This window comes from Hydrogenobaculum sp. (assembly GCF_049967395.1).
In the GTDB taxonomy this organism is placed as follows: Bacteria; Aquificota; Aquificia; order Aquificales; family Aquificaceae; genus Hydrogenobaculum.
Map to the genome: position 1 here is coordinate 16650 of NZ_JBMFST010000013.1, position 12949 is coordinate 29598.

A 12949-nucleotide genomic window follows, 5' to 3' on the forward strand; every position below is an offset into this window, starting at 1 on the left:
GTCCTCCTTAGGAAGGAATTTTCTCTGAGATTTCTACACCTAAATTTCTTAACTCTTCCAAAACTACCTTTATCAAATCTTCTAATTTTGAAGCGGTTTTCTCGTGAAGTTCCAAAGACACCTCAAAGCTAATCGGTTCTATACCTACAAGCACAAGGTTTTGTCTGACAGGCTTTCCTATTACCTCTAAAAGCGCCAAGACTTCAGAAAAACCCACTTCATGGGCAGACAGTTTATGTTTTAAATAATATTTTTTCACCTCTTCGTTTTTAAAAATATATATAGTCCCGGGTGGCTTGCCGCCCATCACAGCGTCCACCACCAACAAGTTATCAACACCGTCTTGCAATATATATAGTATTTCAAGACCGAGAGTCCCAGCATCTATGATTTCTATAGAAGGATTAAAAGCATATCTTTTTTCTATAGCTCTTATGGTATGCACACCAACCCCCTCATCTTGCATGAGGATGTTGCCTATACCCATTAGTATTGTTCTAAACTGTGGCATGCTTGTCATATATCTGTTATATCCGCTGGTGTGTGTTCAAAAAATTTGTTGCCATTTACCATAGAAGACACTTCTCCGTCTTTTTCTAATATATCTTCTCTTATTACCATATAAACGTGTATCACTACAAAAAGTACTATAAGCCAGGCTACTATATGATGCCATCTGTGGACTTGATATTCTCCACCTAGCATCGGTATTATCCACCCAAAAAGCTTATCCCAAAACCCACCTGGATTTGACCTTCCATACATTGCAAACCCAGTTATCACTTCAAAAATCAAAAGTAGAAAAAGTCCAAGATAAGCTGTCCTTGCCAAAGGATTTCTTACGTATGGTTTGTGGCTTTTGGTAATAAAAAGATAGTTTTTTAAAGTATCAAAAGCATTTTCCCAATAAGCTTTTGTCCAAAATTTAGGTATTATAAGTCTATCGGCTTTTCTAAAAGGTATTATGCTAAACCTTAGAATAAGAGCTGCAAGAAGGATATAGCCAAAGCTAAAGTGCAAAAGTCTTATGTAGTTCATTGTAAGAGCGTGAAGGTCTCCAAAAGTGGCGCTATAGCCTACGTTTCCTATAAAAAATGGGTTTCCTATGTATATACCAGTTATAAACAAAACACTTATAGCCAAAGCCCATACCCAGTGGGCGATTCTTAGGGATGGGCTAAATAGATAATATTTTTTGGTTTCTTTATCCATAACAAGTCCCTCCTATGTTAAAAGAAGTAACCTCTTCTCCTTCTGTGTTGTAAACGTGAGTAGAGCAAGCAAGACATGGATCAAAAGAGTGCACGCTTCTTAAAATCTCAAGAGGTTCTTTGGCTATAAGGACTATTGTATCTTGCATAGATCTTTCAAAAGCACCTTGCTGACCCTTTTCGTCCCTTGGAGAGCCGTTCCATGTGGTGGGCACTACCGCTTGATAGTTTTCTATCTTTGCATCTTTTATAATACACCAATGCCCTAAAGCACCTCTTGGGGCTTCAGATATACCCACTCCCTTTGTAGATTTTGGCCAAGTGGACGGTTCCCATTTTTCCATGTTTGCCACAGACGTATCACCAGCTTTTATGTTGTCGTAGAGCTTTTTAAGAAAATAGTTAGATGCGTTTGCTCCAAGCTGGCATTCTAAGGCTCTTGCCGCGGTTCTTCCTACGGTGGTGGGCATCCATACGTGAGGTGGTAAGTTTAAAAGCTTTGAAACAAGATCTATTTGATTTACCACCATTTCATCCATCCAGGAAGGTTTTATATGCCCTTGCTTTACGGCTGTATATACTATCATATACCTTGCCAAAGGCCCTACTTCAGCGGGTAAGTTCTTCCATCTTGGTGATTTTATCCAGGAGTATTTGCCGTCTTCGTTTAAATATTTCCAATGGGTTTTTGTGCCTTCTTTTGGTCCTGTATAGTAAGGGTCTGTTATACCGTTCCAAGGGTGTAAGCCCTCGCTGTTGTTTGGATATTGGTACCAAGAGTGTGTAACCCACTCCTGAATTATATCTGGATTTGTTAAATCTTCGTTGGTAATAGGATAATATTTGGCCTTTTCTACGCCTTGAGCGAAGTTTTCCACCACTCCGTTTGAATGGTAGAGTATCTTCTGGTGATAATCACCATTTTTTATGCTTTTATAAGGTTCATCTGGAAAATCTCCATATCCTAATACCCTTTCTTTGGATAACCCACCGCCGTAAGTCCAGCCTTTTTGGATGTATATTTGGCCTATAGCAAGAAGGTCTATTAGATAGAATAAATTTGTAGCCTCGGCTTGGGTATAAACAGCATCTTCCACCACTGCAAGGCGCTCCATATTTATGGGTGCATTCATATCGTTCATAGATATAGAACAGTTCATACCGCCTACTATGTAATGAGGATGTGGGTTTTTACCACCAAATACTACGTGTGGTATAACAAGCTCTCTTTGAACATCCAACATATTTAGATAATGAGCTATTGCTATAAGATGCACCTCTGGTGGCAACATCTTATAATCTGGATGGTCCCACCAATTGGCGGCAAATATACCAAGTTGTCCACTTTGCACTAAGTTTTTTATCTTGTCTTGGAAGGTTTTAAAATAACCAGGGGTTGCTTTTGGAAATTTCCTCGGGTAAGCGTTGCCCCCAAGAAAATCCGTATACAAGGATATAATACCGCCGTAGGTTTGAAGTATTTGGTTTTGAAGAGCAGCCGTAGCTACAGGATCTGCTTTTATCGCCTCTAAAGGAGATACCCAATCAAGGGCGTGAAGGTGATAAAAGTGTACCAAATGGTCATGTGAGTATAAAGTACCAAGCATTATGTTTCTTATGTAGTTTGCATTTTTTGGTATTTCTATATCAAGAGCATCTTCTATATTTCTCACAGAAGCTAAAGCGTGAATGGTAGTGCAAACTCCACATATACGCTGTGTAAAAGCCCATACTTCTCTTGGGTCTCTATTTCTTACTATAAGCTCAATACCACGCCACATTGTACCTGCTGATACAGCGTTTGTTACTTTATGAGACGATTCATCTACCTCTATCTCTAATCTTAAATGTCCTTCTATTCTAGAAACTGGGTCTATTACTACTCTTGTGCTCATAATCAATCCTCCTTCTTACCAGAACGTATTTTACTTATTACACCGTGAGCTACTGCTCCAGCCGCTGCTGCTCCTACTGCTACCGCACCTATTTTATCTGCGTTTGATTCTGTACCTATAAAGGGTATATTTTGCTCTCTACTATAAAAGTTTCCGTTGTCCCAAAATCCATCCGCTGAACATCCAATACACCCATGACCAGATTGTATAGGGTAAGAAAGACCGTTGTACCATCTTAGATTTCCGCAAGAATTATATGTAGTAGGACCTCTACATCCCATCTTGTAAAGACACCATCCTTTTTTAGCCCCTTCATCGTCAAATTGCTCTACATACATACCTTCGTTGAAAAATGCTCTTCTATAACATGTATCGTGTATCCTATTTCCGTAAAACATTTTGGGCCTTCCTTGAGAATCCATAGGTGGCAACTTTCCAAAAAGCACCGTATACATAATAGTTCCAGTCATTACTTCTGGTATTGGTGGGCATCCGGGTATTTTCACTATAGGCTTATCCGTTATTACTTTGTGAATAGGTACTGCGGTGGTGGGATTTGGCTTTGCCGCTTGCACACATCCCCAAGATGCACAAGAACCCCATGCTATCACAGCTTTTGCCCCTTCTGCCGCTTTTTTAAGCCCCTCTAAGAAAGGTTTGCCCCCTACAACACAATACATTCCATCGTCTCCAAGAGGTGGATTTCCCTCTACTGCCAATATATATTCTCCGTGGTATTTTTTCATTATATCGTCTTTATGCTTTTCCAACGCTTCTCCTGCCGCTGCTGATAGCGTATCGTCATACTCTAAAGATATCATAGTAAGAAGCACGTCGGATGCTAAAGGTGTGGCTGATCTTATGAAGGATTCAGAACAACAGGTGCATTCAAGCCCGTGCACCCATATTACCGGTACTCTCGGCTTGGTTTCCATGGCTTCTACTATTTTCGGTATCATAGCAGGTGGCAAGCCCATAAGACCAGTGATAACTGCGGAGAACTTAAGGAACTCCCTCCTGCTGACCCCGTGTCTTTTAAGCGCTTCCCAGAAGGTTTCTTTTCCATCTATCATAAAAGCCTCCTTATGAATAAATATTCATTAATTATGTTAACACTTTAGATGTTACTTGTCAATGATTTCTCTTTATAAAAGCATAAGACATATTTATAGGTTTATAACAAGTGTATTATTACACAAAAGTCCTTTAACATCTTGGGTGAAATAGTGGCTTTTTTGGTGTTGCAATCGGTACTACGGTTTTCTATAGTACGCATAAGACAGTGGCTCAAATTTCTACTAAAAACGTAGAAACAAGCGCAGGGGGATTTTTAGACCATAAAATTAATGTCAAAAAGACTTTGGATGCTTTGAGAAAGCTATTGCAAGCCATCACGCTAATACAAAGCTATTGACTGATGTAGCTAAAGAGTTTAAAATAGAAGTTTCTAAATTTAGGTTTTAGGATTTTGGTATGAAAAAGGCTATTTTTGCTTTAGCTTTTTGTTTTATGGCATCCAACTCTTACGGTGTTTTGCTAAAAGCCTCAAACGATGAATTTGCAGATGTAGGCTTAAAGCTTTCTATATGGGCTCAAGATAACGGCAAAGTCACCACCAACGATCACAAAAGTGTAAATTTTTCAGTGGAAAACGCAAGGCTTTACTTTGCGGGGCAGATTAACCCAGTGGTGCAGTTTGGTGCAAATATAGACTTTTCTGACAACAATGTTTTGACACCAGATGGCTCTGCTCGCTCTCACGATAAAATGCAGTATACCATAGTAAAAGACGCTTTTATAAATTTTAAATTTAAAAAATCTTTTCAGGTTACCGCTGGTCTTTTCTTAGACCCATGGTCAAGAATTCCTTTGGAAGATTTGTACTCTTTTATAGTGCCCATAGAAGATTACAACCCCGGCGTTTCTGAGATAAATGTAGACGGTGCTAGGCTTTTACAAACAAACTATGCTGTAAACCCAAATTACCTTAACTATGAAGGTGTTTATAAGTTTAAACCTTTTATAAAACCCCTTGTGCCTTTGACATTTGGTTCCGATGTAGGAAACGCCTTTAGAGATACAGGCGTAGCTATTTGGGGCGATGTAGCAAAACATACGGCGTTAAAGTACTATATTATGTTAGGTAACGGAAGATACGACTATCAATATGGCTCCAACGCCAAAAGCAACCTAAAATACGGTTTTAGAATAGAACTTACACCTACGTTTTTAGGATATAAAGGAGAACCAGATTACGTAGATAAAGACACGTTTTTTGGAAAAAGAAAAACCCTCACATTTTCTTTTGCTTACCAGCAGCAAAAAATAGACTGCTCTAGCTCTTGGCTAAACAGTGCAAATGAATCAAATATATGTAATGGTCAAACATCTTCTACCACAGCAAAAGCCTATACGTTTGATGTACTGTGGGAACAAAGGTTTGGTGATTTTGTACCAAACTTCCAAGGGGCATGGCTTCTTCAAAAAGATTTAGGTTATGCAAAAGCAGGTAATACGATAGCTCAACCAGAAGCAAAAGGATACTACCTTCAAACACAGCTTTTATACGATAAGTATATCGGCATAGGTAAACCGGCTATTGTATTAAGGTATGAGGAAGACGAAAACAAAAACTATTACGTAAACCCAGTTAGCCAAAACTCTTTTATAACCACAAAGCTTTTTCTGACGGATATATTTATAAATTATTACATAGACAACGAAAACGCAAACGTGTCTTTTGGTGTTCAGTTTGTAAACCCAGATGCAAACCTTATAAATGCCACTTCAAATGGAGAAAATACGCTTAGGGCTTTTAACGATTGGTCTTTGGCTTTTAGAACGGTGTTTTAATATCACAATCTTTTTAAGTCTATCGTAGCTTTTCTTGTGACTATCCTTATCAATTTTGGAAAATCGTTTTGATGTGTTGAGCTATCGTACCAGATAATTACTTTTCTTACGTTGTTGCTGTTTTTTACGTTAAAAAAATATATTTCGTTTTGCACGTTTTCTTCGGGTATTACGCTGATGTTTCCAACTTTTAGCTTAGAGCCTATATCGTAATGGGAATTGGTAAGCATGGATACAAAAAGCGGTATCCAAGCTTTTTCTTTCATTATTTCTTCTTCGTTGTATATACGTTTTTTGCCGTTGGTTATTTCCTCTAAAAAGTAGTTGTCGCCATTCTTTTTAAACTTAAATTCATAGCTGTAAAATATTGAAAAAAGTCCTTTTGTTTTACCTTCACAATCTATGTCTTGCGGGCTTTTAATATCAACTGTTACAATTCCTGCCGATAATCCCACAAAGTTTGCCTCATACTTTACGATGGTATCTCCATATGAAAAGCCAAAAATTAAAAGCAAAAGTATAGATATAAAAAACCTCATCTATTTTAATATAACGATTTTTTAGTTTAAAATATAATTTTTCCCCAATGTGTTATAATAAAAGCATGAAAAACGTGTGTAAAGTAGCATGGAGTATTACTCATCAAGAGTTTACGGTGACGGATTATTATTATTTCTCTATTATTGAGAAAAAGGCTCCTGAGTTTGGCCTTCAAATTGACGAAGTGGATTCGTGGGATAAGTTGTTTGAGTACGATACGATAGTGTTTAACTATCCAGAGATTCCATTTACGGAAAAAGAAGTCCAAGACGTTGTAAGAGCGGTAGAAGAACTTGGTAAGAAAGTTATATTGTTGGGTTATTACAAAAACGAAGACCACATAGCAGACACTTGCAATACGTTGGCTAGGGCTTTTGGCATGGAGCTAAATCCGGATGAAATAACGGACGAAGTGTCAAACTACGACGGGGATAAGTATTTTGTTAAAAGCACAAAGATAAGAAGATACAACAAAGGTTTAGACAACAAGGTAAACGTGAACTCAGTGGTATTACCCTGTACATGCTCTATAAAAACTATTATGCCGGATATAAAGATAGTGGTTGCCGGAGAAGAAACCGCAAAATCAAATATGGAACATTATCCTCTTTTGATAGCAGATCATATTGCGCCTGTAAGCGGTGGATATTTTACGCTTGCCGGGACCTGTGTGTTTTGGGACAACTATGCAATAAGGCTTGAGGATAACTTAAACTTCGCTATGAACATGCTTTGGCATGAAACACCACCTCAAGAATCTTCTGTAGGTAAAGCTGTAAGGTTTGGATTGTAAAGGCGACGAGCGGATTTGAACCGCTGTAAAAGGGATTTGCAGTCCCGCGCCTCGCCTCTCGGCCACGTCGCCTAGGTAATATAGTATTATATCATATAAAACTTTTAAAGTGATATGGTTTTTATCAGTTCATCTACACTTTTTACTGGGCTTAAACATGTGTAATCTTTGCAAGCTATAAATTTTTCTTCTGATGATTCTTCGTGGTAAGGAACTATGTTTGGTAAGTAATGTTTGTAAAGTTCTTTTACCCTTTCTTGGGCTTTTGATATAGGCATAGAAAGTAAAAGCTGATAACCCTTTTTAAACAGTAAAAAGCTTGTCATAAAGAAACTGCAAGCGGTAGGATTTCTAGATAGCATATCCGAGTATATAGAAGATAAAATTTCGTAGCGGTTTTCGTATATATCTTCTTTTGTTATAAAAAATAGCTCCACAAGGTTTAAGCCCATCACGGAGTTTCCAGAAGGTATAGCTCCGTCGTAAAGAGGCTTTTGAGGTATTAAAACATCTTCTCCTACGCTAAGGTAAAATCCTCCAGAGTTTTTATCCCATAGTTTTTCAATCGTTTCTTTTGTCAGAGAAATAGCTTTTTCTAAATGTTCTTTTGAAAACGTCGTTTTATAAAGAGAAAGGTAAGCTTTTATAAGATAGGCATAATCGTCCAGCATAGGCTCTATAAACTTGTTATGGTTTAAGGCATGTTGTAGTGGATATTGCGATATCAGAAGCAGGTTTTTAGTTGCCATATCAATAAACTCTTGTTCTTCAAACACTAAGTAAGCTTCTATAAGAGCCCAATCCATCATGGCGTTTTGATCAAGAAGTATTTTGTCATCTACAAGAGGCTTTTTTCTTTTTTCTCTAAAAGCCTTTAAAGCTTGTAGTTCATCTTCAAACAACAACGTTGGCTCTTTTGCATAGAGTACGTTTTTCCCTGTGTAAACTCTTTTTGCTTCATCAAGGAAATTCCCTTCTTTTTTTATATTGAAAAATTCTATAAATTTATCAGCTTTTTCTTTTAGTATGTCTTTTATTTCCTCGTAGGTCCATAGATAAAATCCGCCTTCTTCTCCTTCTGTGTCGGCATCCATTGATGTATAAAAAAATCCATTTTCGTATAAGTTTTCTTTTACAAAGTTTATTGTTTTGTAAACTGTATCTTTGAAGATTTCGCTTTTTGTAAGCCTGTAAGCTTCAGAGTAAGCCAATATAGCCATCGCCTGGTCGTATAGCATTTTTTCAAAGTGGGGTAACAACCAATATCTGTCTGTTGAATACCTGTGAAATCCACCGCCTACGTGATCCCATATACCGCCTCTTCTCATGTTTAAAAGTGTAGATAAAGCCATGTTTTGAAAAGGCTGTTTTTGGCTTTTAAGAAGAAACAAAATATTGTGAAGGCTTGGAAATTTAGGAGTTTCGGAAAACCCACCAAACTCTTCATCGTAGCGATTTGCAAGACCAAACAACGCTCTATCTATAAAGTTTTCGTTTAGCTCTTTTTTTTCAAAAGAATTCATGAATTGCTTTAGCTGTTCTACCAACCTTTTTGATTTTTCTATTATGTTTTTGCTATCTTTGTCCCATAAGTCTTTTATTTGGTTTAAAAGCTTTAAAAATGAGGCTTTTGGAAAGTAGGTGCCTGCAAAAAATGGTTCTTTCGTTGGCGTCAAAAATACTGAAAGCGGCCAACCGCCAGAGTTGTTTAAAAGTATGCAGTATTCCATATAAAGACTATCTATGTCTGGTCTTTCTTCTTTATCTACTTTTATACTTACAAAGTGTTTGTTGAGAAAAGAAGCGATCTCTTCATCCTCAAAGCTTTCTTTCTCCATCACATGGCACCAATGACAAGAAGAGTAGCCTATTGATAGAAAAACGGGTTTGTTTTCTTTGATGGCTTTCTCAAAAGCCTCTTCTGACCAAGGGTACCAGTCAACGGGATTGTAAGCGTGCATTTTAAGGTAAGGGCTTTTTTCGTTTATTAGTCTATTTGGCTGTTTCATCTAACAAAATATAAAAAGCCTATTTAATTTTAAAATGTTTGTAATCAGTTAATCAGGCTTTTAAAAAAAGTTTCTTTATCTATTATAGCCCCGGCTGCGTTGTCATGACCACCACCGCCTAAAGATTCTGCTATTGCTCTTGCAGAACCGTCTATGCTTCTAAAGGAAAGTTTGACAAAATCACCTGTTATATAAAACATGCAAGCTATGTTGTGCTCTTTGGCTATCAGACTTCCTATCTCACTTTGATATATAGGCGTGTTTATGGCTGGTATCTTTTTATCGTTTATGTTTATGTAAAGAGGTGAGTTTGACCAACTCTCTTTTAGCTTAGATACCATAAAATTTTTGTATTCTGATAGTATCTTGCTTTTAGCGGCTATTTCGCCAACATCTTTATGTAAAAATTCCCTCATTAAATCTGGTTTATCTGTGTACATGTATAAGAAATCGTTTATTTCATCGGTGTTTTGATACCTCCAAAGCCATAGATCTTTGTCTTTTACAATATCCACTATAGTTGGAAGTTCTTTATCTATTTGGTCGTGGTAGACTTGTTGGTCGTGGTAGACTTGTAGGGTTTTGTAAGTAAGGGAAGCACCACTTTCTGATGGGTCGTATATAAAAGTGATAAAATCGTACTCCAAAGTAATGGGTTTATCTTCTTCGATGGGCTTTCCTATAAATTTTGATATTGTATTGGCAGCGGTCTTATGGTGGTCTATTATGACTACTTCCGTGTATCCTTGTTTTTCTTGTCTTAGGCTTTGAAGGTATATGAGGTCATCCCATTTTGGGGCTATGTCCAAAAACCATATTTTTGAAATCTCTTTGGAATTCTGCCCTTCCGGTGGTAAGTGCTTGTTTATAGCTTCTTTCACACTGGTGCCGTGGTTTAATGGTATAAATATCATGTTGTCTTTATTTTTTATGTGTTCTTGCAATATAGCGGCAGACATAGTGCCGTCTATACAGCTTTTATGAAAAAAACAAACTTCCATCACTTTAACTTGTTCTTAAGTATATCACCAAGCTTGAAGCCAGACGAAGAGTCGTTTACTTTTATAAACTCTTTTTGTTCGCCTTGCTCTTTTTGCTGTTTTTTGGTTTCTTGTATCATACTAAAAGTAATCTTTTCCTCTTTTGGATTTACCTCTAAGACTTTCACTGTTATTTTTTGACCAGGCTCTAAATTTGTATTTTTAGGTATCTCAGATATCGGCAACAGGCCGTCTATGCCCTCTGGTAAACCTAAGAAGGTACCAAAAGGTCTCACTTCTTTTACCGTAAGCTCTACTTGTTGTCCTGGTTTGTACCTTTCTGGTATTACACTCCAAGGATTTTGAGTAAGCTGCTTTAAACCAAGCTTTACTTTTTTGCCGTCTAGGCCCAGTACCATAAACTCTTTTTCTTCGCCAGGGGTAAGTAGCTCCTCTGAACGTGCATTTTTAAGCCAAGACATATCTTGTTTTTTCACTATACCCTCTACGTTTGGCCCTAGTTCTATAAATGCGATGTTTGGGTGTACGGTCTTTACTTTTCCCTTTACTACCGTATTTGGTGGATTTGATTTTATGAAATCCGCTGCTGGGTTTTCTTCAGAAGGCACTATGTTTACATCTATTTGTTTTTTATCTTTGTCTATTCTTGTTACAACAAGTTTTAGTTTTGTGCCGCTCTTTAGAAGCTTGTTGCCAATGTTTTTCATGCTTTCTTCTGGTACTAACGCCGTAACGCCTTCTTGTAATTCTACGAAAAGCCCTTTTCCTTTTCTGTAGAAAGATACTTTGCCCTCTGTTTTGTCTCCCTCTTTTAACTCCAACGTTTCCCATATATTCTTCTTTGGTTTTTTGAGGCTTAATATAAGGAAATCACCTTTTTTGGCTTTTTTAATAACTCTAACCTCTATGGTATCGTTTTCTTTTACATTTGTACCTTTTGGTATTTCGTAGTGTGGCACGAAGCCTCTGACTCCCTCTTTTAAAAGCACTGTGATACCCTTTTCAGGGTCTACTTTTATTACTTTTCCTTCTATTGTAGAACCTACTTCTAAAGAGTTTATAAATTCAAGCTGTTTTTGATGTCTTTCGATGTTTTCATACTCTTTGTATGATACGTTTACCATGGGTTTTCCGTTTTCATAGGTGGCTTTTGTTACCAGTACTTTTATTTTATCTCCTATATTTACATGCCTTGGAGCTTCACCAAAGGGCATCAAAGCCTTAATATCTTCAAGCTGCACAAAAAAGCCCGGTCTTCCTTTTGATTCTACTGTCACCTCTATAGGTGTTTTTTCTTCTAACGCCTTTTTGGCTATAGAAAATCCTTTTGAAGATTTTAAGGGTTTTGTGGAAAGTATTGGATTTTCAAGCCCTCTTAACTTTACAATAACTGCCTCTATCTCTTGGCCTATCTCAACATCACCTACTTCGTACCGTCTTATGACGCCTTCTATTTTATAGCCTATATCCACATACACGTTTGAATCTGTAATCTTTACCACAGAGCCCTTTACTACGCTCCCTGCGGAAAGCTGCTCCTCTTGAGCTTTTAACAACTCTTCAAACTCTGTTACCATGCCAAATCTGCCTCCAGTTGAAATATTTTATCATAAAAGCGTAAAAACTATTCATAATCAAACTTTTTTGCTTCCTTCCAATAAGTATCCATTTCTTCTAAGGAAGCATCTTTCAAAGATTTTCCTTCGTTTTTTAGGCTTTTCTCAACAAAATTAAACCTTTTTACCATCCTATCGTTTGCTTTTTGTAGCGCTTTTTCGGCGTTTATACCTAAAAATCTTCCGTATTCTACTATAGCTATAAGTATATCACCAAACTCGTGTTCTATATCTTGGAAATTACCATTTTCTAAAGCTTCCTCTAGTTCCTCAAACTCCTCTTTTAGCTTTTCTTTCACTTGATTTACATTTTCAAAATCAAAACCCACCTTTGCCATACGATCTTGGATTTTTTGGCACCTCATAAGAGCGCACATCGATTTTGGTATGCCGTCTAAAAAGTATTCTCTTTTTTCCGCTTTTTTATGCTCCCAATTTTCTAAAACAGCTTTCGGGTCTTCGTTTCCGAAGACGTGTGGATGCCTTTCTACAAGTTTTTTTATTAAAAGCTCAAAAACATCGTTTATATCAAATTCATTATTTTCTTTTGCTATTTGTGCGTGAAATACTACTTGAAGAAGCAAATCTGCCAGCTCTTCTTTTATAGCGTCTTTATCTTTGGAATCTATGGCATCTACTAACTCGTAAGCTTCTTCTAAGACGTATTTTGTAAGGCTTTCATGGGTTTGTTTCTTATCCCACGGACAATTTTGTCTTACTTTTTCAAAGGTTTTGATAAGTTCTTCCAATATACAGCTCATGTTAAAAAACTTATTTTAAGGCTTTACACCTTAAAAATCAATGTTTATTTTCTATGCTTTTACAAATACTTAGGCGATTTTTATAAAATGGTAATATATATCATACAAATTTACCTATATTTTAATAAGTTATAATAAATTCAATAAAGAGGGGGCGAACGGTTTCGACGTTGGAGCGCCGGGTAGATGATAGCAGGCCAGGTGGCAACTGTGATAGCCAAAACAAACAGCTCCCGAAGCTGAACTCGCTCTCGCTGCTTAATTAACAAG

Annotated in this window: 11 protein-coding genes and 1 tRNA gene; 2 read left to right on the top strand and 10 right to left on the bottom strand. The window is 37.1% G+C overall.

From position 1 onward, the window contains the following. Positions 1–7 precede the first annotated feature (7 nt). Genes ACP5S8_RS03180 through ACP5S8_RS03195 form a run of 4 tightly spaced genes read right to left on the bottom strand, consistent with a single transcriptional unit; the run spans position 8 to position 4179 of the window. Positions 8–520 (bottom strand): HyaD/HybD family hydrogenase maturation endopeptidase, encoded by a 513-nt coding sequence (locus tag ACP5S8_RS03180; protein WP_461875654.1) that lies wholly within the window; start codon positions 518–520, stop codon positions 8–10. After that, a complete protein-coding gene (cybH, locus tag ACP5S8_RS03185) occupies positions 517–1212 on the bottom strand; it encodes a Ni/Fe-hydrogenase, b-type cytochrome subunit (protein ID WP_461875655.1) in 696 nt (231 codons plus the stop codon). The genes ACP5S8_RS03180 and cybH overlap by 4 nt, the downstream gene beginning before the upstream one ends. After that, positions 1205–3106 (bottom strand): nickel-dependent hydrogenase large subunit, encoded by a 1902-nt coding sequence (locus tag ACP5S8_RS03190; protein ID WP_461875656.1) that lies wholly within the window; start codon positions 3104–3106, stop codon positions 1205–1207. The genes cybH and ACP5S8_RS03190 overlap by 8 nt, the downstream gene beginning before the upstream one ends. Positions 3107–3108: 2 nt before the next feature. After that, positions 3109–4179 (bottom strand): hydrogenase small subunit, encoded by a 1071-nt coding sequence (locus ACP5S8_RS03195; RefSeq protein ID WP_461875657.1) that lies wholly within the window; start codon positions 4177–4179, stop codon positions 3109–3111. A 400-nt stretch (positions 4180–4579) separates the two neighbouring features. Here ACP5S8_RS03195 and ACP5S8_RS03200 point away from each other — a divergent pair, with 400 nt between their 5' ends. Further along, entirely contained in the window at positions 4580–5959 is a 1380-nt protein-coding gene (locus tag ACP5S8_RS03200) for a porin (RefSeq protein WP_461875658.1), read from the top strand. A 2-nt stretch (positions 5960–5961) separates the two neighbouring features. On the opposite strand, the gene ACP5S8_RS03205 is transcribed toward ACP5S8_RS03200, so the two are convergent. Continuing rightward, positions 5962–6498 carry a hypothetical protein gene (locus ACP5S8_RS03205; protein ID WP_461875659.1) on the bottom strand — a complete coding sequence of 179 codons (537 nt, stop codon included), beginning with the start codon at positions 6496–6498 and terminating at the stop codon, positions 5962–5964. Positions 6499–6563: 65 nt separating this feature from the next. On the opposite strand from ACP5S8_RS03205, the gene ACP5S8_RS03210 reads away from it, so the two are divergent. Continuing rightward, positions 6564–7292, top strand: a complete 729-nt coding sequence (locus ACP5S8_RS03210; protein ID WP_461875660.1) for a hypothetical protein — start codon at positions 6564–6566, stop codon at positions 7290–7292. Here ACP5S8_RS03210 and ACP5S8_RS03215 read toward each other — a convergent pair. The 5 genes from ACP5S8_RS03215 to mazG form a co-directional block, all read right to left on the bottom strand. Continuing rightward, positions 7293–7364, bottom strand: a tRNA-Cys gene (locus ACP5S8_RS03215). It abuts the gene before it with no gap. Positions 7365–7396: 32 nt separating this feature from the next. Beyond that, positions 7397–9301: a thioredoxin domain-containing protein gene (locus tag ACP5S8_RS03220; RefSeq protein WP_461875661.1), complete on the bottom strand. Its 1905-nt coding sequence runs from the start codon at positions 9299–9301 to the stop codon at positions 7397–7399. Between the two features lie 44 nt (positions 9302–9345). Continuing rightward, a complete protein-coding gene (locus tag ACP5S8_RS03225; protein WP_461875662.1) occupies positions 9346–10302 on the bottom strand; it encodes a DHH family phosphoesterase in 957 nt (318 codons plus the stop codon). Next, positions 10302–11879 (bottom strand): S1 RNA-binding domain-containing protein, encoded by a 1578-nt coding sequence (locus tag ACP5S8_RS03230; RefSeq protein WP_461875663.1) that lies wholly within the window; start codon positions 11877–11879, stop codon positions 10302–10304. The genes ACP5S8_RS03225 and ACP5S8_RS03230 overlap by 1 nt, the downstream gene beginning before the upstream one ends. A 47-nt stretch (positions 11880–11926) precedes the next feature. Continuing rightward, entirely contained in the window at positions 11927–12679 is a 753-nt protein-coding gene (gene mazG / locus ACP5S8_RS03235; protein WP_461871010.1) for a nucleoside triphosphate pyrophosphohydrolase, read from the bottom strand. Between the last annotated feature and the right edge of the window lie 270 nt (positions 12680–12949).